Origin of the sequence: Thalassospira sp. A40-3 (assembly GCF_015871485.1) — a bacterium.
Classification (GTDB): domain Bacteria; phylum Pseudomonadota; class Alphaproteobacteria; order Rhodospirillales; family Thalassospiraceae; genus Thalassospira; species Thalassospira tepidiphila.
Genome location: NZ_CP065428.1, coordinates 3,392,922 through 3,413,932, shown reverse-complemented (window position 1 = coordinate 3,413,932; position 21,011 = coordinate 3,392,922). Strand labels below are relative to the sequence as shown.

The window sequence follows — 21,011 nt, the reverse complement described above, 5'->3', positions numbered from 1 at the left end:
CTCCTCGCTTGCAAGTTGTACATATTCGACTGACCCGAAAGTGGTAGGTATCAGCGCTTGGAAATTTGCTGCGGCGCGGTAAGATCGAGGCTGGATCTGAGCAAGGCTCGTAACGACCTTCGCCCGATCTTTGGAAACGTAATCAGGATTAATCGGAGGATCTCATGACCGACGTCGTAATTGTGGGTGCCGCACGGACACCAATCGGCGCATTCAGTGGCACGCTGGCCAATACACCGGCGCACGATCTGGGTGCTATTGCCATCAAGGCTGCACTCGAACGCGCAGGTGTCGAAGGCGATGCTGTTGACGAAGTGATCCTTGGTCAGGTCCTGACAGGTGGTCAGGGTCAGAACCCGGCACGCCAGGCCGCCATTGGTGCGGGCATTTCTGATCGTACAACCGCGTTTCTGATCAACCAGGTTTGCGGTTCGGGGCTTCGTACCGTTGCCCTTGCGGCACAGCAGATCATGACGGGGGACGCCAACATTGTCGTTGCCGGTGGTCAGGAAAACATGTCGCTTTCAACCCATGTTGCGCATCTGCGCGCCGGGCACAAAATGGGTGATGTCAAATTCATCGACAGCATGATCAAGGATGGCCTGTGGTGTGCGTTCAACGGCTATCACATGGGCAACACCGCTGAAAACATCGCCAAGAAATGGGGTATCTCCCGCGAAGAGCAGGATGAATTCGCCGCCGCCTCTCAGAACAAGGCCGAGGCCGCCCAGAAAGCCGGTCGCTTCAATGATGAAATTGCGCCTGTGACCATCGCGCATCGCAAGGGTGAAACCATCTTTGATGCCGATGAATATCCGCGTCACGGTGCCACCGTCGACGGCATGGCCAAACTCCGCCCGGCCTTCGATAAGGAAGGCACGGTGACCGCTGGTAACGCATCGGGCATCAATGACGGGGCGGCCGCCCTTGTTGTCATGTCGGCGGCTGAGGCATCCAAGCGTGGCCTGACCCCGCTTGCGACGATCAAAAGCTGGGCGACGGCGGGTGTCGATCCGGCGATCATGGGTTCCGGCCCGATCCCAGCTTCGAAAAAGGCACTGGAAAAGGCCGGCTGGTCCGCAGCCGACCTTGACCTGATCGAAGCCAACGAAGCCTTCGCCGCCCAGGCGATTGCGGTTAACCGCGACATGGGCTGGGATACCGATAAGGTTAACGTCAATGGCGGTGCGATTGCACTTGGCCATCCGATCGGCGCATCCGGCGCCCGTGTGTTCACCACATTGCTCCACGAAATGCAGAAACGCGATGCCAAAAAAGGTCTGGCGACGCTCTGCATTGGTGGCGGTATGGGGGTTGCGCTTTGCGTTGAACGCTAAGCGACCTTTTGCCGGCAAATAACATATGCGGGGTGTCCTCTTGATGGGGATGCCCCGTTTGCATTGATGCAGAATTTGCTGCAGTGCGACGAAAGACTAAGCGCTTTTGTAGAATTCGAGGATGGAGAAGTAATAAAGTTACGTATATAACGCAATTTATGGATTAAAGTTACGCAAGTCGTAGAAGGGCAAGCTACGGAAATCGCGATGATGACACGTTTGATGAACGAAGTTTAGGGAGGCGACCATGACAAAAACAGCACTGGTAACCGGTGGAACACGCGGGATCGGCAAGGCAATCAGTCTGTCACTCAAGGACGCGGGCTACACCGTTGTGGCGAACTATGCCGGCAATGACGAGGCCGCCAAGGCCTTCTCTGAGGAAACCGGCATTGCGACCTATAAATGGAGTGTGGCCGACGCCGATGCGTGTGCCGCTGGCATCGCCAAGGTCGAAGCCGAAGTCGGCCCGATTGACATTCTGATCAACAATGCCGGCATCACCCGCGACGGTTTCATGCACAAGATGGAGACCGAGCACTGGAACGCGGTGATCGACACCAACTTAAGCTCGCTCTTTTATATGACCAAACCGGTTCTTGAGGGCATGCGTGCACGCGGCTTTGGCCGTGTCGTCAACATTTCCTCGATCAACGGGCAGGCCGGTCAGTTGGGCCAGACCAACTATTCCGCTGCCAAGGCAGGCGTGCACGGCTTTACCAAGGCACTTGCCCAGGAAGTCGCGCGTAAAGGCATTACGGTCAACACCATCGCGCCTGGCTATATCAATACCGACATGGTGGCCGCCGTTCCGGAAAAGGTCCTTGAAGGCATCATTTCCAAAATCCCGGTCGGCCGTTTGGGCGAAGCAGACGAGATCGCGCAGGCGATCCTCTATCTCTGCGGCCCGAATTCAGGCTTCATCACCGGCTCCTGCCTGTCAATCAATGGCGGTCAGCATATGTTCTGATGCTTTGGCCCATTGGGCGAAACATCACTGATAAAGCAAAACGCCCTGCAGGAATGCGGGGCGTTTTCTTTTAGACATATAATGTGACGGATCAGGAAATCCGCACGCGAATATCGGCTTTCCCGGTCCCGCGTATCACGGTCTGTGCATTGGGAAGATCGTTGCTGGTGGCTTTGTGGGTGGCGGTGGCGTCGTCAAAGCCAAAGCTGCGCCAACGTGCGATCAATCGGGCACGCAGCGTGTCTTCCGGTACATCAAGATAGATCGACAGATCAAACAGGCCGTGAAGTTGGTCCCACGGGGATTGATCGAGAAGTAGGTAATTGCCTTCGACCAGAATGATTTTGTGGTTTGGTGTAATCGCCCGGGCCGACCCACGTGATATTTCAATTGTCCGATCAAACAACGGCACGTAAACGTCATCGTTTGGCGTGTCATGCAGGGCCATCAAGGTGCGCTTGAGCCCACCAACATCAAAGGTTTCCGGCGCACCCTTGCGGGCCAGAAGGCCGCGGTCTTCCAGAATGCCATTGTCAAAATGAAACCCGTCCATAGGCACCACAGCAGCCCCGGCTTTATCACCCCCCAGATGGTGATAAAGCCGGTCGGACAAGGTTGACTTTCCCGAGGCTGGTGCACCGACAATGGCCACAAGAATGCGGCCCTTGTCGGCGTGCTTGGCGCGAATGGCGTCTGCCAACGCGTCGAGATCAGGTGTCATGAAACTATGATTCTCATATCCGGGGTACGATGTTTTATGCGGCGTCTTCTGCCGGGGGCTCTTTGGCCCCCGTCATGAAGGCAACTGCGTCTGACATGCTGTAATCATCGGGTTTGATGGTGCAAAGGCGTTTGCCCAACCGATGCACATGAATGCGATCGGCGACCTCGAACACATGCGGCATGTTATGCGAAATCAGCACAATTGGCATGCCGCGCGCCTTCACATCGGCAATAAGATCCAGCACGCGACGGCTTTCCTTAACGCCCAGGGCGGCGGTCGGTTCATCCATGATCACCACGCGCGATCCGAATGCCGCCGCACGGGCAACCGCAACACCCTGGCGCTGCCCACCCGAGAGGGTTTCAACCGCCTGATTGATGTTCTGAATGGTCATCAGGCCAAGATCGGTCAGCTTCTCACGTGCCAGACGCTGCATTTCCTTATGATCTAGCGCCCCGAAATACTTGCCCATAAAGCCCTTCTTGCGAAGCTCGCGGCCCATGAACATGTTGTCAGCAATCGAAAGTGCCGGCGAAAGTGCAAGGTTCTGATAAACCGTTTCAATCCCGGCTTCGCGGGCCTCCATTGGCGATGTGAACTGGATCGGCTTGCCATCAAGCTCGATACTGCCTTCATCAATCGTCACAGCCCCCGAAAGCGCCTTGATCAGCGATGATTTCCCCGCCCCGTTATCGCCGATCACGGCAAGAACCTCGCCGGGATAAAGATCAAAATCGGCATAGTTAAGGGCGGTGACACGACCATATCGTTTGACGATGCCGCGTGCCTTGAGAACAGGTTGCACAGATTGGGAAGTGTTGCTCATGACGACACCTTTCTGATCCACTGGTCAATGGCGACAGCAATAATGGTCAGCCAGCCGATGGCAAAGACCTGCCAAAGAACATCCACCCCCGCAAGGCGAAGGCCGGAATTAAACACGCCAACGATCAACGCCCCGATCAACGGGCCAATGATTGATCCACGCCCGCCAAACAGCGAAATGCCCCCGATCACAACAGCCGTAATCGATTGCAGGTTGGCTTCCTGAAAACTCTGTGGCGAAACCGATCCAACACGTCCGATCGATGCCCAGGCGCCAATCGCACAAACAAGGCCCGCAAGGCAGTAAACCGTGATCAGGGTGCGGTTGGTACGAATGCCCGAAAGTTCGGCCGCTTCCTTGTCATCGCCAATGGCATAGACATGCCGCCCCCAACTGGTGTGGTTCAGGATGTACCAAAGCACCGCAAAGATCACGAGCATCAGGATCGACCCATAGGTGATCCGAGCCCCGCCAAGCGCGATGCTTTCGCCAAAGAACTTCAAAAGCGGGGCGATTTCATCAAGTGTCTGGCTGCGGATTGATTGTGCGCCCGAAAGCCAAAGGTTAAGCGCAAAGAAAATATTCCAGGTGCCGAGTGTCACGATAAACGGCGGCAACTTGATCCGGGTGACCAGAAACCCGTTCAGTCCCCCGGCACAGATCCCGCCGATGCAGCCAATGATAATGGCAATCGGGGCTGGAATGCCGATGGTGACGGCAAGCTGGCCCATAATGACCGACATCAGAACCATGATCGCACCGACCGAAAGATCAATCCCGGCGGTCAGAATCACAAGGCTTTGCGCCGCGGCCAGAATGCCGATGATCGATACCTGCTGCATGATCAGCGACAGGTTAAAGGGCGAAAAGAATTTACTGCCGGCGACAAAGCCGAAAATGATGATCGAAAATATCAGAACAATCACCGGCACCATGGTCGGGTTGCCATGCAAAAAATGCTGCACGTTGCCGAAAAGACTGCGGTGTTTATGTTCGAATTGCGCGACGTTGCGGTCGCTGGATTCAAGCGCGTGCTCGAATTCCTGTTTCTGGCGCGACGATTTGGGTGTCTCGCTCATCGTTTCCTCCGGACCTGGTCGAAAACAGGATCAGGCATCCCTGATCCGTTCGCTGTCTTCCGCCCGGCTCTTGTGGCGGGTTCGGATGACATACCAAGTGTAAAGCAAAGTGGGACAAGGAGGGCAGGGGATAATGCTGCCCTCCTTCGAAGCAGGTCAGGATAAACCCCGGATTAACCCCAGCAGCGATCCATGCCCTCGGCAACGTCAATCGACGGAACGCCGTCAACCGGCTGATCGGTCACAAGGTTGACACCCGTGTTATAGAAGTTAAGGCCCTGGCTGTTCTGCGGCTTTTCACCGCTGTCAGCCCATGCCTTGATCGCTTCGATACCCTTGGACGCCATCAGCAACGGATACTGCTGAGAGGTCGCACCAATCACGCCATCCTTGACGTTGGCAACACCCGGGCAACCACCATCGACCGACACGATCAGAACGCCGTCTTCCATGCCGAACGATTTCAGTGCCTCATAGGCACCGGCAGCGGCCGGTTCGTTGATGGTGTAAACAACATTGATGTCGGAATCGCGCTGCATCAGGTTTTCCATCGCAGTACGGCCGCCTTCTTCGTTGCCGTTGGTCACGTCATGGCCAACGATCCGGTCGTCATCCTCGTCCCCGATCTTGTTGGGGTCCTTGATGTCGATCCCGAAACCTTTCAGGAAGCCCTGATCGCGCAGCACATCAACCGACGGCGCACTCGGCGTCAGGTCAAGCAGGGCGATCTTGGCATCTGCTGCCTTGTCACCAAGCTTGGCCGCGGCCCACTGACCAATCAGTTCACCAGCCTTAAAGTTGTCGGTGGCAAAGGTGGCATCGGCTGCATCAATCGGCTCAAGTGGTGTATCAAGTGCAATTACGATCAAGCCAGCATCGCGGGCCTTTTTGACAACCGGAACAATCGCCTTGGTGTCCGATGCGGTCAGAAGGATGCCCTTGGCACCCGATGCGATGCAAGACTCGATGGCCTGAACCTGTGTTTCATGGTCGCCATCAATCTTGCCGGCATAGGTCGACAGGTTAATGCCAAGTTCTTCGGCCTTGGCAGACGCACCTTCCTTCATTTTCACGAAGAACGGGTTGATGTCGGTTTTGGTGATCAGGCAGGCGCCGATTTCGTCGGCTTTTGCGGCGTTCGGGGCCGCAGTCATACCCAGTGCAAGCGCACCAAGGGCGGCGCCAAGAAGTGCTTTCTTCATTTGTTTCCTCCCAGGACTGAACCTGAATATTTGGCCATTTTGGCCTGATTTTGCTGTTTTCCAACAGATCGTGACGCACATTTTTTGTCGCGGGTCTTCAATCTGTATGGTCTTACGACACACCAAACCGGCGATCCTGTCAATTAATAAATCCGATTGATTTATTAATTATTCCTGTCACCATGATCCCTAATCGGGCATTAAGGATCCCGAGTGGGAGGAACCAATGACTGACAGCATCTCTGCGAACCCGGACAATATCGGGGCGGATGATCGCAACGCGCGTCCCTTGCATCCGGGCGGGGGCGCAAACCAGTTGCGTGTGCGCGCCTATAACGAACGGCTTGTCTTGTCGTTGGTGCGTCGTAACGCCGGTCTTTCAAAGGCCGAAATTGCAAGGCTTTCCGGGCTGTCGGCCCAAACCGTTTCCGTCATCATGCGCGCCCTTGAAAAGGATGGGCTTTTGATGCGCGGCACGCCGGTACGCGGCAATGTTGGCAAGCCAAAGGTGCCGATGGCGCTTAATCCCGACGGGGTTTATTCCTTTGGGCTAAAGATCGGGCGGCGCAGCACGGAACTGATCCTGATGGATTTTGTCGGATCGGTGCGGGCAACCAAACGCGAAGCGTATAAATATCCCACCCCCGATGGCATTCGCCGGTTCGTTCGTGGTGCTGTCGATGACATCCTGACCGGCCTTGATCGCAACCAGATTGATCGCATTGCCGGGGTCGGTATCGCGGCCCCGTTTGAACTTTGGAACTGGGTCGATGAGGTCGGCGCCCCGGTCGAAGACATGAATGCCTGGCGCGAGGTTGATCTGGTCGACGCCATTGCCGCCATCGTGCCGTTCCCGGTCTTTCAGCAAAATGACGCCACCGCGGCCTGTGGGGCAGAACTGGTCTTTGGTCTTGGCCCGAACTATTCCGATTTCGCCTATTTCTTTATCGGGTCGTTTATTGGCGGCGGGGTTGTGCTTAATCAGGCGCTTTATGCCGGGCGGACGGGCAATGCAGGCGCCTTTGGCTCCATGCCGGTCTCCTCGCGCAGCGGCCATCCCAGTCAGCTTATTGATCAGGCCTCGATCTTTGTGCTTGAACAGATGCTGACCCGCGAAGGCGGCGATCCGGCGATGCTGTGGCGCGATCCCGATTACTGGCATGGCCTTGGCAAGACGCTTGATATCTGGATTGAACACACCGCGCGCAGTCTGGCGATTGCCATCACCTCGGTCTGTTCGGTGATTGATTTCGAAGCCGTGATTGTTGATGGCGGCTTCCCGGCCGATGTCTGCGAACGGGTGGTTGCCGCAACCCGTGCTGCGATTTCCGAGCTCGATCTGCAAGGCATCGAACGCCCCCGCATCGAACAGGGCCGGGTGGGCAGTGCCGCACGCGCCATCGGTGCGGCAAGTCTGCCCTTGTTCTCGCGCTATCTGCTTGATCAGAACGTTTTGTTCAAACAGATGGCCTGATCCAACATCAGCTTAGAAATTGTCTTTGCGTTTGCGAATCTCGGTAAAGATCGCAACCGGGCTTTCGCCGCTCATGCCCAGTGCCGCGGCAACCGATGGCTCATCGGCGCGCAGGAACGGATTGGTGGCAAGCTCGACATCCAGACGTGATGGAATGGTCGGCAAGTTGCGTGCGCGAAGCCCGTCAATATCCTGGCACCGTGCAATCAGAATGGCGTTATCGGGCTCGATCGTTTTGGCGAATTTTGCATTGGCCTGGGTATATTCATGGCCGCAATAGACCTGCGTGCTGGGCGGAAGATTGCGAAACTTCTGCAAGGAATGCCACATCTGTTCGGGTGTGCCCTCAAACAAACGCCCGCAGCCCAGTGCAAACAGGCTGTCGCCGGAAAACAGCGCGGTGATGGCCGAGAAATAAAATGCGATATGCCCGCTGGTGTGGCCCGGCACATCAAATACCCGTCCTTCCAGATCCCCGATCAGGACCTGATCGCCCTCGGCACAGGTTTCATCCATGTTGGGGATGCGCGCGGTTTCGGCCGTCGGGCCCAGCAATTTCGCGCCGTATTTCTCGATCAACTCGGCATTGCCGCCGATATGGTCATGGTGGTGATGGGTGTTGATCACCAGATCAAGGTTCCAGTCACGCTCTTCAAGGGCGGCAATCACAGGGGCCGCTTCGCCCGGATCAACGATGGCGGTGACTTCGCTGCGGTGGCAGCGCACCAGATAAGTGTAATTGTCTGAAAGACAGGGAATGACGATGACTTCACCGGCAGCCATGGCGTACCTCAAAATGTAATTTCTATGTTGGGGCAAGACTATCAGGATGTAGGCTCAGGACCTATTAATTTGGTTTGAATGGTTCACCGGGTTTGTGCGGATACGCGAAGCAAAACCGCAGGAAGATATGTATCTTTCAAGGCTTTGCGACAAAGTAGCCCGTGCAAACCCGGTGAATCCAAAGGACAGACGTTATATTTGCAAACTCCTGCGTCAAACCCCTTGGCCGGGATACCAGCCCGCCCGGCGGGCCTTTCCTTGGATTTCACAAATATAACGTCTGCCATTCCAACCAAATTAATAGGTCCTGAGCCTAGTGTCTTGAAACAATCACGCAAAAACATTCCCGTGCTGGATCGGGGATGATAGGCTGATCGCATGCGTCAGGATGTCGTTGATCTTCACCGTTTTTATGCAAGCAGCATCGGACAAGCCGCACGGCGTCTGATCCGCAGGCGTTTGCGCGTCATGTGGTCGGATGTCCGGGGCATGCGCGTCCTTGGTTTTGGCTATGCCACGCCGTACTTGCGCCCCTTTATTGGCGAGGCGGAGCGTGTCATGGCCTTCATGCCAGCCCAGCAGGGCTGCGTTCATTGGCCTGCCGGTGAAGATAACCGTGTGGCGCTGACCGAAGAAACCATGTTGCCGCTGCCTGACAGTTCGGTGGATCGTATTTTGGTTGTGCATCTGGTCGAACATACAGACTCGATGCGTCGCCTGATGCGCGAATGCTGGCGGGTACTGACGCCCAATGGCCGGATTGTCGTGGTGACGCCGAACCGAAGCTCGCTCTGGTCATGGTCGGAAAAAACGCCCTTTGGCTATGGCCATCCCCATAGCGTCTCACAGCTGCAAAACCTGCTGCGTGAAAACATGTTCCTGCCGATCCAGCACAGCCGCGCCCTTTTCATGCCGCCGACCAACATGCGGCTTTTGCTGCGCTGGTCGCAGGTATTTGAAAATATCGGATCGCGCCTGTTCAAGGCCTTTGCCGGTGTCTCGATTGTCGAAGCCGGTAAGCAGCTTTACGCCAGCTCCGGCACGCCACAGCGCAAACGCCGTCTGGTGCATATCCCGGTGACGGTCCCGCCGCTGCGCCCGGCCGATGGCAATCAACAGCACCGTGTGTCGCACGACCAGACGGATGAGTGCCAAAACAACCCGTCGGACGAAGACAAACCAACACAGCCGTCCAAGTTGGACCAGTAAGTCCGCAAAATCACGGCAGGTTTTGTTACATGATGATAATTGACAGGCACGCCATGATTGGCTGCATAATAACGTCATGTCATTCAAATCTGTTTTGCGAAACACAGTCAGGTTTACCGGACGCGCGCTATTTGCCGGTGCGCTGTTTCTGCCATTGCACGCCGTGGCCGAGCCGGTGCAAGACAGCAACATGCCCCGCACCATCACGCTGTACGCCGAAGACAGCAACGCACCCTATGCGTTTCTTGATGGGGTGAGCCCCGAAGGCATTTATGTCCGCATCCTGCAGGAAGCATTTGATCGCCTGCCGGGCTATCGGCTCGATATTGTCAATGTGCCGTTTCGCCGCGGGATGGAGCTGCTCAAGGATGGCAAGATCATGGGGTTCTTTCCGCCTTACGCGCGCGGGGATCGCGACTGGATCGAACGCTATTCCATCCCGATCTTGCGCGAAACCGTCGTGGCAATCTGCAGCAAGGATTACGCGCAAAGCAACGATCTGAAGCGCTTCCCGGATGATTTCAAAGGGGCACGTTTTGCCAACAACGCCGGATATCGTCTGGCTGGGCCTGCATTCTTTGACATGGTCGAGGCGGGCGAGATTACCCTTGAAGAAGCCAATACCACCGCAAGCAACCTGCGTTTCCTGATGGCTGGTCGTGTCGACTGTTATGTCAATGAACGCATGGCCATTCTGGCCGGGATGCGCGAACTGGCCGTCGACAAGGCAGTCGCCCGCCTGTTTGACGAAGCCGCGGTCATCGGGCACGAATTTGGCTACGTGGCCTATGGCCCGGACCCGGAAGGCAAATGGCCCTACCGCGACCAGTTTGTCGGCGCCCTTGATCGCGTGCTGAGTGACATGCTCGCAAGCGGCGAGATCGACCGGCTGGTTGTGTCCTATTTCTCTTATTGATATCGCCCGCCATATGCTTCGGGGTGTTTGAGTAGCGCACAAAAAAACAGGCCACCGAATGTCGGTGGCCTGTTTCAATATCGGGCAGATCAGGACGTCTTAGTGTTCGACGTCGCGCCAGATCTTGCGTTTGACCGCATACAGCATTGCCGTCAGAACCAGCAGGAACAGGATCACTTTCATGCCAAGCGCCTTACGGGCTTCAAGTTCCGGCTGTGCCGTCCAGTTCAGGAAGGCCGTCACATCACGTGCATGCTGTTCCAGGGTCATCGGGGTGCCATCCGTGTACTCGACCGCTTCATCATAAAGCGGCGGTGCCATGGAGATCTGATGACCCGGGAAGTAGTGGTTGTAATATTTCCCGTCCGCAAGGTCGAAGCCCTCTGGTGCTTCTTCCTCATAGCCGGTCAGAAGGCCGAACACATAGTCCGGGCCACCCACACGGGCTTTGGTCATCAGCGAAAGATCAGGCGGAATGGCGCCGCTGTTTGATGCGGCCGCCGCCTTTTCGTTCGGGAACGGAGACGGGAAGTAATCCGAACCAACGCCCGGACGGGTGAACATGTCACCATCGTCATTCGGGCCGTCCTCGATGTCATACTCGGCGGCAATCGCCTTGATCTGGTCTTCGTTGAACCCAATGCCTTCAAGGTTACGGAAGGCAATGAAGCGCAGGCTGTGACAGCCGGCACAGACGTTCTTGTAGACCTGGAAGCCACGCTGCAGCTGGGCACGGTCATAAGTGCCAAACAGACCCTGCCAGCTCCAATCCTGTGCCGCAGGAGCCGGCTGATCGCCGGCAGCCTTGGCTGCACCACCAGTGAATGCGGTTACCGCGAAGGCGGCAGCAATTGCGGTCAGTGCGAACTTACGCATTTGCACCCTCCTTCAAAACAGATTCGCTGATGCTTGCAGGAAGCGGCTTGGTTCGTTCCATTTTTCCAACCAACGGCATGACCACAAGGAAGTGTGCGAAGTAATACAGCGTCGAAAGCTGACCCATCACGATGACTTTCAGACCCGGAATACCCAGGAAGTAGTCATCCGGTGCCTTCGCCCCGCAATAGCCGAGGATGAAGGTGTCGATCACAAACAGCCAGAAGAACCATTTGTAAACCGGACGGAATTTCGAGCTGCGCACCTTGGAGGTATCAAGCCACGGAATAACGAACAGGATCACGATCGAGGCAAACATCGCCAGCACGCCAAGCAGTTTTGCCGGGATGCCAAAGATGGTGAAGTCGATCGAGCGCAGGATCGCATAGAATGGCAGGAAGTACCATTCCGGCACGATGTGCGGCGGTGTGACCAGCGGGTTTGCCGGGATGTAGTTATCCGGGTGGCCCAGGAAGTCAGGTGCAAAGAACACAAACACCGAGAAGAAGATCAGGAACACGCCCATGCCGTACAGATCCTTGATCGTGTAGTACGGATGGAACGGAATGGCATCCGCCGGGGTCTTGATCTCAACACCGGTCGGGTTGTTCGAGCGCACGGTATGCAATGCCCAGACATGCAGGACAACAAGGCCCAGAATGACGAACGGCATCAGATAGTGCAGCGAGAAGAACCGGTTCAGCGTCGGGTTATCAACCGAGAATCCACCCCAAAGCCAGGTCACCAGCGGATCACCGATGATCGGGAAGGCAGAGAACAGGTTGGTAATAACCGTTGCACCCCAGAAGGACATCTGGCCCCACGGCAGGACATAGCCCATGAACGCGGTTGCCATCATCGCAAGCAGGATCAGGATACCGATCCACCACAGCATCTCGCGCGGTGCTTTGTATGACCCGTAATACAGGCCACGGAAAATGTGAATGAACACAACGATGAAGAACATCGATGCGCCGTTCATATGGATATAGCGGATCAGCCAGCCATAGTTAACATCACGCATGATGCGCTCGACCGACTCAAAGGCCATATCGGTATGGGGGGTATAGTTCATCACCAGGAAAATACCGGTGAGGATCATCGTCACCAGAACAAAACCGGCCAGGGAACCGAAGTTCCACATATAGGACAGGTTTTTCGGGGTCGGATATTCGTATGCAGAGTGGTGCAACATGGAGATGACCGGAAGACGGTCGTCAACCCACTTGACCACTTTGTTGTTCCACTGAGGTGCGCTCATAAACCTGCTCCTTACCCGATCCGGACCGACGTGTCGGTCAGGAATTCATATTCCGGAACGACAAGGTTCAACGGCGCGGGGCCGCGGCGGATACGGCCCGACGTATCATAGTGCGAGCCATGGCATGGGCAGTACCAGCCATCATAATCACCACGGGTTTCGCCTGTGGCGGTGCCCATCGGAATGCAGCCCAGATGGGTGCAGACGCCGACGACGACCAGCCACTCTTTCTTTTCGACACGCGCATCGTCGGTCTGCGGATCGACGAGTTCGTTCAATGCGACGTCTTCGGCCTCATTGATTTCGCGTTCGGTACGATGGCGGATGAAGACAGGTTTGCCTCGCCACATGACCTTAATTGCCTGACCAACCGGGATGTTGGCCAGATTAACCTCAACCGAGGCAAGTGCGAGAACGTCCTTGGACGGGTTCATGCTGTCCACGAACGGCAACAACGCGCAACCAACGCCAACGGCGCCAACTGCTGTGGTCGCCAAGGTCAGGAAATCCCTGCGGTTCTCGTCCGGCTGGTGTTCGCCGGAGGAATGCACCGTTTGCGACATAATTAATCCCTCTTTCTGCCCCCAAAACAGGCATGCGGAATGCCAAACCAAGACTTAGGGCATTCATGTTTACATTCCATTGATGAAAATCAAACAATCTTGCCGCTCAAAGCCCTTAGGCCTGTTTGACGGTCCGTATACTAACAAAAATTCGGTTTGTTAAGGAGAACTTGGAGTTGCAAATTGTTTGCATTCAACAAGATCATTGGGTTTTGCGCTGCACAATTCGGTAAAACATAGCGTAATTGCGGGTATCGCGCCCTTTGTGCGCCAAGGACTTGTGGCTTTAGTTCTTCATATTCCAAAAAAGTCTAATAGCGGCGTTAACGGGTAATTATATGTCGCTGATGAACTGATTCGACATTTGTTCACCAACGATTCTAAAAGAAGCCATGAGAATTTGTTTATTCGAACCCGACATCCCGCAAAACACCGGCACCATCCTGCGCATGGCGGCCTGTTTTGGCCTGCCGGTCGATATCATCGAACCGTGCGGCTTTCTTCTGACGTCCGGTGCGCTTAAGCGCGCCGGGATGGATTATCTCGAAAAGGCCGATTATATACGCCATGCTGACTGGCGCGCCTTTGTCGAAGCCCGCCAGGACGGCACGGTGCCGGGGCGTCTGGTGTTGCTGACGACCAAGGGGGCCGAACCCTATTGCGATTTTGAATTTCGCGCCGATGATATCCTGATGCTGGGATCCGAAAGCAAAGGGGTACCCGATAGCGTCCATGACTATGTCGATGCCCGCGTCGTCATTCCCATGAAGCCGCAAATGCGCTCGCTGAATGTCGCCATGGCAACCGCAATGACATTGGGCGAAGCGCTCCGACAGACCGATGGCTTTCCTGCAAGCCGACCGAGTGAATGAACCAAGTGAGTAACGCAATGACGGACGCAAAAATTGCTGCAAAACAGGCAATGAAAACCAGCACCGACCATAAGGTCGACGATGCCGTGATTGCCAAACGCAAACAGATCGCCCGGGACTGGTTCCGCCAATTGCGTGATGACATTTGCGCCAGTTACGAGGCGCTAGAGGACAGCTACGAAGGACCGCTTTCTGATCGTGCACCGGGGCGTTTTGAACGCACCGTATGGGAACGCGGTGAAAACGAAGGCGGCGGCGAAATGTCGGTCATGAAGGGCCGGGTGTTTGAAAAGGTCGGGGTCAATATCTCGGTCGTGCATGGCGAATTTTCCGAAAAATTCCGCAAGGAAATCCCCGGTGCCGATGAAAACCCCAACTTCTGGGCCGCGGGCATTTCACTGGTCGCCCATCCTTGCTCGCCCCATGTTCCGGCCGTGCACATGAACACCCGCCACATCGTCACTACCAAGGCATGGTTTGGCGGTGGGGCCGATCTGACCCCGGTCTTCCCGCAGGAAAAAGATACCGCTGATTTCCATGGCGCGCTTAAATCTGCCTGCGATGCCCATGGTGATGACTATTACGACCGTTTCAAAAAGTGGTGCGATGAATATTTCTGGCTGCCCCACCGTAACGAACCGCGCGGGGTTGGCGGGATTTTCTATGATTATCTTGATGCCAACTGGGATGCCGATTTCGCCTTTACCCAGGATGTCGGGCGTGCTTTCCGCGATATCTATCCGGAACTCGTCAAACGCCACTACAACCAATCCTGGACCGATGACGAACGCCGCGCCCAACTGATCAAGCGCGGCCGCTATGTCGAGTTCAACCTGCTCCATGACCGTGGCACGCGCTTTGGCCTGATGACCGGCGGCAACACCGAAGCCATCCTGATGTCGCTCCCGCCCGAAGCCAACTGGCCATAACGCCTTACACCGTCATCCCCACGAAGGCGGGGGATCTCGCCCAGCGGGCTCTTCGGGCTAACCACTACTTCCGCGCAGCAAAAATCCGCCCGATGGTATTAAGCAATATCTGGGCGGCCAGAATGGCGGTTGTCCCGGTGTGGTCGTAATCCGGCGCGACTTCGACCAGATCAATGCCAACGATATCGCCGCGCTTGGCAAGGCCTGCGATGATTTCCAGCACGTCATAATACAGGAACCCGCCGTGGCTTGGCGTGCCGGTACCCGGCGCAATCGACGGATCAAACCCGTCAATATCAATCGTCAGGTAGTATCGCTTCCCGGCCGGGATGCGTTCCAGCACACCCTCGACACCAAGCTTGCGGACTTGGCGCACGGACAGGATGTCTGATCCCTGCGCGCGAGCATAATCGTATCCTTCCTTGGCGGTGGAGGACACATTGCGAATGCCAAGTTGGGTCATGCCCGTGACCCACGGCTTTTCAATTGCCCTGCGCATCGGGTTGCCATGGCCATTGCGCACCCCGTGGCGCTCATCAACGAAATCCAGATGGGCATCAAACTGCACCACATGCACCGGTTCCTGTTCGGAAAAGGCATTGATGCAGGGAATGTTGATTGAATGATCGCCGCCCAGAACCACGGGCAGGGCACCGGCGGCCAAAATCTTGCGGACGCCAAACTCGATATTGGCGTGGCTGTTGATCGTGTCGGTGTGAATGATATCGGCATCGCCAATATCGACCATCCGAATCCCTTCAAGATAGGTCACGTCATCTTCATGGTCATAGGCCCCGGCATGGCCAAAGGCAAAAAGTGTCGATGCCTCGCGAATGCCACGCGGCCCAAACCGCGCACCGGATCGCCACTGGGTGCCGAAATCAAACGGCGCACCAAGAATGGCAACATCGGCGTCAATCGCATCCCAGTTTTCGACATAGGGGCTTTTGGAAAAGGTCGAAATCCCCACAAAGGGCAGGTTTAACCGCCCGCTGTTATAGCCATGCTCAGACATGAAAAATCCCCTGTCGAAAGTGGTGCGCGCAAACCACTACTCTAGGGGACGGACCGCCTGTGATACAGCAAAACAATTCAGGTGCTTGGCGGCAATCACGTCTCGTTGATCAGCCAATCAAGCAGCGTGGTGGTGGTAGTGCTGACTGACGCACCCGGCACCACCCAGTATCCGCGATCGGCGCGCGCCACTTCGCGTCCAATGGCAACGAGGCTGCCCTGTTCAAGGTGATGGTCTACCAATCCCCGCCAGCCAAGTGCCACACCCTGTTCGGCAAGGGCAGCCTGAATGACAAAGCCATAGGTATTAAGCCCCAGATCACCTTGGGCCGGTTTGCGGGTAATTCCGTGATCGGCAAGCCAGCTTTCCCATGTCAGCCAGCGTGACTTGCCGGCGACTTCCAGATGCAAAAGCGGGGCACGGGCAAACTTGGCCGGATCGTCAAACGGACCATAGCGTTCAAGAAAGCCCGGTGTGCAAACCGGCACCACCCTTTCCGGGATCAGAAGCTGTGCGGTATCGGGGAAATCATCCGCCGCCCCGAACAGCATGGCGGCATCGGTTTCGCGCGCCATCGCATCATCAAGACCCTGGGATGCGATGATATGGACTTCGGCCTCGGGATGCAGGCGGCGGAAATCGGTCACGCGTGGCATCAGCCAGAAGGCGGCAAAGCCGAAATCGGTAAAGATCCGCACCGCATGATCCTGTGTGGTGCGTCGTGTATCGCGCGCTGCCTTGTCGATGCTCTCGACACTGGTTTTCACCGCCTCAAACAGGATTTCGCCCGCATCTGTCAATCGACTGCCGCCTTGGGACCGATGCAGCAGCGACACACCCAGCTGATCCTCGACCCGCTTGATCTGATAGGTCACCGCAGGCTGGCTCAAGCCCAGCTCATTGGCAGCCCGTGTCAGGCTGCCAAGCCGCCCGACTGCCTCAAAAATTCTCAGCCAGCCAATGTCGAGGGGTCTTTGCATTATAAAAATTCTTTATGGAAGTGATTAAAAAACACCGGGTTTCTTTGAAAGTTGATTTATGGATTTAATGTCTGTCACGCGATCAAGGTCAAGCGGATTAACGACAAGACCCGATAAAAGACACCCGAAAAGGGGCAGTTTTGCGCTTGCTTTGTCTCGCACCAAACGACCCAGGGGTGCTTTTGTCGTCAATGCTGCCATCTCGGTGATCGGCGGATTGCACCCTGTGAAGGAGTGCATGATAAATGACGTCCCCGAATATCCTGATCCTGATGGCCGACCAGCTGAACGGGACCCTGTTTCCCGATGGTCCTGCGGATTTCCTCCATACGCCGCATTTGCGCAAGCTTGCTGAGCGCTCGGCGCGTTTCCGCAATTGCTATACAGGCTCCCCGCTTTGTGCGCCGGGACGTGCATCCTTTATGGCCGGTCAGTTGCCCAATCGCACCCGGGTCTATGACAACGCCGCCGAATTTTCATCAGACATTCCGACCTATGCTCATCACTTGCGCCGCGCAGGATATTACACCTGCCTGTCGGGCAAGATGCATTTCGTTGGCCCCGATCAGCTGCATGGTTTTGAAGAACGCCTGACCACTGACATCTATCCGGCCGATTTCGGCTGGACCCCGGATTATCGCAAACCCGGCGAGCGCATTGACTGGTGGTATCATAACCTTGGCTCTGTCACCGGTGCCGGTGTGGCTGAGATTTCCAACCAGATGGAATATGATGACGAGGTTGCCTATAACGCGACGCACAAGATTTATGACCTGTCGCGCGGCCATGATGAACGCCCGTGGTGCCTGACGGTCAGCTTCACCCATCCCCATGACCCCTATGTCGCGCGCAAGAAATTCTGGGATCTGTATGAAGATTGCCCGGAACTCGAACCCGAAGTCGCACCGTTTGATTTCGATGATCAGGACCCGCATTCCCAGCGTCTGATGAAGGCCAGTGACTACACCGCCTTTGACATCAAAAAGGAAGATGTCAGACGGTCCCGTCAGGCCTATTTCGCCAACATCTCCTATATCGATGACAAGGTCGGGCAGATCATGGAGGTGCTTGAAACCACCCGTCAGCTCGATAACACCATCATCATCTTTGTCTCTGACCATGGCGATATACTGGGCGAACGCGGTCTGTGGTTCAAAATGAGCTTCTTTGAAGGCTCGGCGCGTGTGCCGCTGATGATGGCCGGGCCAAACATCACACCGGGCCTTTATACCGATCCGGTCTCAAGCCTTGATGTCACCCCGACCGTGGCCGATCTTGCCGGCATTTCGATGGATGAAGTAGCACCTTGGACCGATGGCATGTCGCTGTGTGGCATGCTGGCGGGCAAGGCACGCACCGAACCTGTCCTGATGGAATATGCCGCCGAGGGGTCCTATGCCCCGCTGGTCTGTATCCGCGAAGGCAAATGGAAATACACCTATTGCACGCTTGATCCCGAACAGCTGTTTGACCTTGAAGCCGATCCCAAGGAACTCACCAACCTTGCAACCGATCCGGCGTGCGCCGACCAGCTTGAAGCATTTCGTGCCCAGCGGGCTGCGCGATGGGATCTGGAGGCATTTGATTCTGCGGTCCGCGAAAGTCAGGCACGTCGCTGGATCGTCTATGAGGCGCTGCGCAACGGCTCCTACTTCCCGTGGGATTACCAGCCGCTGCAAAAGGCATCCGAACGCTATATGCGCAATCATATGGACCTGAACGAACTCGAAGACAAACAGCGCTTCCCGCGAGGGGAGTAAGAAGCAGCGTCGGCCAGCCATGTGGGACGGCGGGCCGGCGCTGCCTCAACTCTTGTGTAGCAAGAGCTGAAGAAAGGAAGACCTGGAGTGCCTAATCAAAGCCGCCTTGCTGTCCGGCTCGGGTACGGACAGCATATTTGATCATTAGGGTCAGGACCTACTAATCTGGTTTGAATGGCAGACGTTATATTTGTGAAATCCAAGGAAAAGCCCGCCGGTCGGGCTGGTATCCCGGCCAAGGGTTTTGACGCCGGAGTTTGCAAATATAACGTCTGTCCTTCGGATTAACCGGATTTGCACGGGCTACTTTGTCGCAAAGCCTTGAAAGATAAATATCTTCCTGTGGTTTTGCTTCGCGTATCCGCACAAATCCGGTGAACCAGTCAGACCAGATTAGTAGGTCCTGACCCTATCGTCCGGGAGACCCCCGGCGCTGATCGGGGGGCATAAACAACGAAAAGTTGGGTACCCGAAACAGTGAGGTAATCATGGACGACAAAATGAAGGTGGGGCCACTCGGGCCCTTCCCGCGGGTCAGCAAGCCGGTCTTTTCCGTCTCGGCAATCCTGATCGTCGGGTTCATCATATTCGGGGCGGTGTTTACGGAAACCGCGGGCGCGCTTTTCACCGCCGCACAGGCCGCCATCGCAAACTATTTTGGCTGGTTCCTGATCATCGTTGCCAATCTGGCCGTGGTGGTCAGTCTTTATCTTGCCATCGGCCCCTATGGGCGAGTGCGTTTGGGACGTCAGACTGACAAGCCCGAATATGGTCTGTTTTCATGGACGGCGATGCTGTTTAGTGCCGGTATCGGCATTGGCTTGCTCTATTGGGGCGTGGCCGAACCGCTTTATCACTATTTCGCACCCCCCACGGCCGAACCCGAAACCATCGAGGCCGCCGAACAGGCGATGATGATTTCGTTCCTGCATTGGGGCATCCATGGCTGGGCGCTTTATTGCATCGTTGGCCTGTCGCTTGCCTATTTCCATTATCGCAAGGGCCTGCCGCTTTCGATCCGCTCGGCACTGTATCCGATCATTGGCGAACGGATTTATGGCACCTGGGGCCACGTGGTCGATATTCTGGCCGTGTTTGGCACCATGTTTGGCATTATCACGACCCTTGGTCTTGGCGTCATGCAAATCAGTTCCGGTCTGAATTCGCTGTTTGGCATTCCCGATACGCTGCCGGTTCAGATCGTATTGATTGCCATCATCACCGTGTTTGCGACCATTTCGGTCATGGCAGGTCTTGATGGCGGCATCAAACGCATCAGTAACCTCAACATTCAGCTCAGCTTTGTGTTGCTCGGCTTTGTTCTGATCTTCGGCCCGACGCTTTTCGTCTTCGACAGCTTTGTTGAAAACGTCGGCAACTATATCAGCAATCTGGTCGTCATCAGTTTCTGGAGCGAAGCCTACACCGACAGCAACTGGCAGGCCGGCTGGACGATCTTCTATTGGGCCTGGTGGGTGTCGTGGTCGCCGTTTGTCGGCATCTTTATCGCCCGCATTTCGCGGGGTCGTACGGTGCGTGAATTCACCCTTGGCGTGTTGTTCATTCCGGTCGTTATCCTGTTCTTCTGGTTTACCGCCTTTGGCGGGGCTGCGATCCATATGGAAATGATCGGCAATCCCGGTTTGATCGAGGCCACCAAGGCCAGTTACGGCAGTGCGATCTTCAAGCTGCTTGAATTCATGCCGTTGACCAAATTTGTTACCACCGTTGTCATCGTCATGATCGTCATCTGGTTTGTGACCTCGTCTGACAGTGGCTCGTTTGTGATCGACATGCTGACCGCCGGTGGTGATGCCGATCCGCCCCGTATTCAGCGCCTGTTCTGGGCCACGACCGAAGGCGTGATTGCCGCGGTCCTTCTGATCGCAGGCGGGCTATCGGCCCTGCAAGCCGCGGCCGTGGTGGCGGGCTTCCCGTTTGCGGCCGTGATACTCGTGATGATGTATGGCTTGTTGCGTGGCCTTGGGCGCGATTCCCTTGTGCTCTATCGCTACAAGCAATGGTACGAGACCGAGCATGAGGCAGAACACAACCTGCCCAATGCCTATGTCGACGAAACCGAACTCCCCGATGTTCACCCGGGGCCGTCGATCACCGCACCACGGCACGCTGAATAACAACGCCAAATTGGTACGGTGACACACAAACACAAAACGGACGGATGGCACAGGCCATCCGTCCGTTGCTTTGAGGGTGTTTAGACCATCTTGGTCG

The 21,011-nt window shown here is 55.9% G+C and carries 19 protein-coding genes; 9 read left to right on the top strand and 10 right to left on the bottom strand.

Translation table 11 applies throughout. The features are described 5' to 3' along the window. Positions 1-164 precede the first annotated feature (164 nt). Both IT893_RS15655 and phbB read left to right on the top strand, forming a co-directional pair. On the top strand, positions 165-1,337 hold the full coding sequence (locus IT893_RS15655; RefSeq protein ID WP_120224322.1) for an acetyl-CoA C-acetyltransferase: 1,173 nt from the start codon (positions 165-167) through the stop codon (positions 1,335-1,337). 247 nt (positions 1,338-1,584) lie between these two features. Next, positions 1,585-2,307, top strand: a complete 723-nt coding sequence (gene phbB / locus IT893_RS15650) for an acetoacetyl-CoA reductase (RefSeq protein ID WP_197145851.1) — start codon at positions 1,585-1,587, stop codon at positions 2,305-2,307. 91 nt (positions 2,308-2,398) lie between these two features. On the opposite strand, the gene IT893_RS15645 is transcribed toward phbB, so the two are convergent. The 4 genes from IT893_RS15645 to IT893_RS15630 form a co-directional block, all read right to left on the bottom strand. Beyond that, complete coding sequence (locus IT893_RS15645; protein WP_197145849.1) at positions 2,399-3,028, bottom strand: nucleoside triphosphate hydrolase; 630 nt, start codon at positions 3,026-3,028, stop codon at positions 2,399-2,401. Positions 3,029-3,062: 34 nt separating this feature from the next. Continuing rightward, a complete protein-coding gene (locus tag IT893_RS15640; protein ID WP_064779722.1) occupies positions 3,063-3,857 on the bottom strand; it encodes an ATP-binding cassette domain-containing protein in 795 nt (264 codons plus the stop codon). Continuing rightward, positions 3,854-4,936, bottom strand: coding sequence for an ABC transporter permease (locus IT893_RS15635; protein ID WP_063088694.1), 1,083 nt, complete (start codon positions 4,934-4,936; stop codon positions 3,854-3,856). Before IT893_RS15635 ends, IT893_RS15640 begins: the two co-directional genes overlap by 4 nt. A gap of 173 nt (positions 4,937-5,109) precedes the next feature. Further along, positions 5,110-6,138 carry a sugar ABC transporter substrate-binding protein gene (locus IT893_RS15630; protein WP_063088695.1) on the bottom strand — a complete coding sequence of 343 codons (1,029 nt, stop codon included), beginning with the start codon at positions 6,136-6,138 and terminating at the stop codon, positions 5,110-5,112. A gap of 226 nt (positions 6,139-6,364) precedes the next feature. Here IT893_RS15630 and IT893_RS15625 point away from each other — a divergent pair, with 226 nt between their 5' ends. Then, the gene (locus tag IT893_RS15625) at positions 6,365-7,612 is read left to right on the top strand and encodes an ROK family transcriptional regulator (RefSeq protein ID WP_008889437.1); all 1,248 of its coding nucleotides are present in this window, start codon (positions 6,365-6,367) and stop codon (positions 7,610-7,612) included. 12 nt (positions 7,613-7,624) lie between these two features. Here the strand turns inward: IT893_RS15625 and gloB are convergent, their stop codons facing one another. Continuing rightward, positions 7,625-8,395, bottom strand: a complete 771-nt coding sequence (gloB, locus tag IT893_RS15620; protein ID WP_197145847.1) for a hydroxyacylglutathione hydrolase — start codon at positions 8,393-8,395, stop codon at positions 7,625-7,627. Positions 8,396-8,773: 378 nt separating this feature from the next. Between gloB and IT893_RS15615 the strand changes: the two genes are divergently transcribed. Continuing rightward, positions 8,774-9,604 carry a class I SAM-dependent methyltransferase gene (locus IT893_RS15615; RefSeq protein ID WP_197145845.1) on the top strand — a complete coding sequence of 277 codons (831 nt, stop codon included), beginning with the start codon at positions 8,774-8,776 and terminating at the stop codon, positions 9,602-9,604. A gap of 76 nt (positions 9,605-9,680) precedes the next feature. Further along, positions 9,681-10,520, top strand: coding sequence for an ABC transporter substrate-binding protein (locus tag IT893_RS15610; protein ID WP_197145843.1), 840 nt, complete (start codon positions 9,681-9,683; stop codon positions 10,518-10,520). A 99-nt stretch (positions 10,521-10,619) separates the two neighbouring features. Here the strand turns inward: IT893_RS15610 and IT893_RS15605 are convergent, their stop codons facing one another. From IT893_RS15605 to petA, 3 genes are read right to left on the bottom strand one after another with little or no spacing between them, the layout of a single operon-like run. Continuing rightward, positions 10,620-11,396, bottom strand: a complete 777-nt coding sequence (locus IT893_RS15605) for a cytochrome c1 (RefSeq protein ID WP_197145841.1) — start codon at positions 11,394-11,396, stop codon at positions 10,620-10,622. After that, on the bottom strand, positions 11,389-12,657 hold the full coding sequence (locus IT893_RS15600; protein WP_063088700.1) for a cytochrome b N-terminal domain-containing protein: 1,269 nt from the start codon (positions 12,655-12,657) through the stop codon (positions 11,389-11,391). The genes IT893_RS15605 and IT893_RS15600 overlap by 8 nt, the downstream gene beginning before the upstream one ends. Before the next feature lie 11 nt (positions 12,658-12,668). Next, positions 12,669-13,220 (bottom strand): ubiquinol-cytochrome c reductase iron-sulfur subunit, encoded by a 552-nt coding sequence (petA, locus tag IT893_RS15595; RefSeq protein WP_008889443.1) that lies wholly within the window; start codon positions 13,218-13,220, stop codon positions 12,669-12,671. 392 nt (positions 13,221-13,612) lie between these two features. Here petA and IT893_RS15590 point away from each other — a divergent pair, with 392 nt between their 5' ends. After that, positions 13,613-14,092, top strand: coding sequence for a tRNA (cytidine(34)-2'-O)-methyltransferase (locus tag IT893_RS15590; RefSeq protein WP_008889444.1), 480 nt, complete (start codon positions 13,613-13,615; stop codon positions 14,090-14,092). 50 nt (positions 14,093-14,142) lie between these two features. Beyond that, positions 14,143-15,021, top strand: a complete 879-nt coding sequence (hemF, locus tag IT893_RS15585; RefSeq protein WP_371810702.1) for an oxygen-dependent coproporphyrinogen oxidase — start codon at positions 14,143-14,145, stop codon at positions 15,019-15,021. Positions 15,022-15,085: 64 nt separating this feature from the next. Here the strand turns inward: hemF and speB are convergent, their stop codons facing one another. Next, positions 15,086-16,036 carry an agmatinase gene (gene speB, locus IT893_RS15580; RefSeq protein ID WP_197145837.1) on the bottom strand — a complete coding sequence of 317 codons (951 nt, stop codon included), beginning with the start codon at positions 16,034-16,036 and terminating at the stop codon, positions 15,086-15,088. Positions 16,037-16,131: 95 nt separating this feature from the next. Then, positions 16,132-17,016, bottom strand: a complete 885-nt coding sequence (locus IT893_RS15575) for a LysR substrate-binding domain-containing protein (protein WP_083952676.1) — start codon at positions 17,014-17,016, stop codon at positions 16,132-16,134. 245 nt (positions 17,017-17,261) lie between these two features. Here IT893_RS15575 and betC point away from each other — a divergent pair, with 245 nt between their 5' ends. Next, complete coding sequence (betC, locus tag IT893_RS15570; protein WP_197145835.1) at positions 17,262-18,776, top strand: choline-sulfatase; 1,515 nt, start codon at positions 17,262-17,264, stop codon at positions 18,774-18,776. A 488-nt stretch (positions 18,777-19,264) separates the two neighbouring features. Next, positions 19,265-20,914: a BCCT family transporter gene (locus tag IT893_RS15565; RefSeq protein ID WP_197145833.1), complete on the top strand. Its 1,650-nt coding sequence runs from the start codon at positions 19,265-19,267 to the stop codon at positions 20,912-20,914. Positions 20,915-21,011: the final 97 nt, after the last annotated feature.

Bases quoted from the DNA above. Each gene is read 5' to 3' on its own strand.
- IT893_RS15630 (WP_063088695.1), bottom strand. From the start codon at position 6,138: ATGAAGAAAGCACTTCTTGGCGCCGCCCTTGGTGCGCTTGCACTGGGT.
- betC (WP_197145835.1), top strand. From the start codon at position 17,262: ATGACGTCCCCGAATATCCTGATCCTGATGGCCGACCAGCTGAACGGG.
- gloB (WP_197145847.1), bottom strand. From the start codon at position 8,395: ATGGCTGCCGGTGAAGTCATCGTCATTCCCTGTCTTTCAGACAATTAC.
- IT893_RS15640 (WP_064779722.1), bottom strand. From the start codon at position 3,857: ATGAGCAACACTTCCCAATCTGTGCAACCTGTTCTCAAGGCACGCGGC.
- IT893_RS15600 (WP_063088700.1), bottom strand. From the start codon at position 12,657: ATGAGCGCACCTCAGTGGAACAACAAAGTGGTCAAGTGGGTTGACGAC.
- IT893_RS15605 (WP_197145841.1), bottom strand. From the start codon at position 11,396: ATGCGTAAGTTCGCACTGACCGCAATTGCTGCCGCCTTCGCGGTAACC.
- petA (WP_008889443.1), bottom strand. From the start codon at position 13,220: ATGTCGCAAACGGTGCATTCCTCCGGCGAACACCAGCCGGACGAGAAC.
- IT893_RS15645 (WP_197145849.1), bottom strand. From the start codon at position 3,028: ATGACACCTGATCTCGACGCGTTGGCAGACGCCATTCGCGCCAAGCAC.
- IT893_RS15575 (WP_083952676.1), bottom strand. From the start codon at position 17,016: ATGCAAAGACCCCTCGACATTGGCTGGCTGAGAATTTTTGAGGCAGTC.
- IT893_RS15615 (WP_197145845.1), top strand. From the start codon at position 8,774: ATGCGTCAGGATGTCGTTGATCTTCACCGTTTTTATGCAAGCAGCATC.
- IT893_RS15610 (WP_197145843.1), top strand. From the start codon at position 9,681: ATGTCATTCAAATCTGTTTTGCGAAACACAGTCAGGTTTACCGGACGC.
- IT893_RS15565 (WP_197145833.1), top strand. From the start codon at position 19,265: ATGGACGACAAAATGAAGGTGGGGCCACTCGGGCCCTTCCCGCGGGTC.
- IT893_RS15655 (WP_120224322.1), top strand. From the start codon at position 165: ATGACCGACGTCGTAATTGTGGGTGCCGCACGGACACCAATCGGCGCA.
- phbB (WP_197145851.1), top strand. From the start codon at position 1,585: ATGACAAAAACAGCACTGGTAACCGGTGGAACACGCGGGATCGGCAAG.
- hemF (WP_371810702.1), top strand. From the start codon at position 14,143: ATGAAAACCAGCACCGACCATAAGGTCGACGATGCCGTGATTGCCAAA.
- IT893_RS15625 (WP_008889437.1), top strand. From the start codon at position 6,365: ATGACTGACAGCATCTCTGCGAACCCGGACAATATCGGGGCGGATGAT.
- IT893_RS15635 (WP_063088694.1), bottom strand. From the start codon at position 4,936: ATGAGCGAGACACCCAAATCGTCGCGCCAGAAACAGGAATTCGAGCAC.
- speB (WP_197145837.1), bottom strand. From the start codon at position 16,036: ATGTCTGAGCATGGCTATAACAGCGGGCGGTTAAACCTGCCCTTTGTG.
- IT893_RS15590 (WP_008889444.1), top strand. From the start codon at position 13,613: ATGAGAATTTGTTTATTCGAACCCGACATCCCGCAAAACACCGGCACC.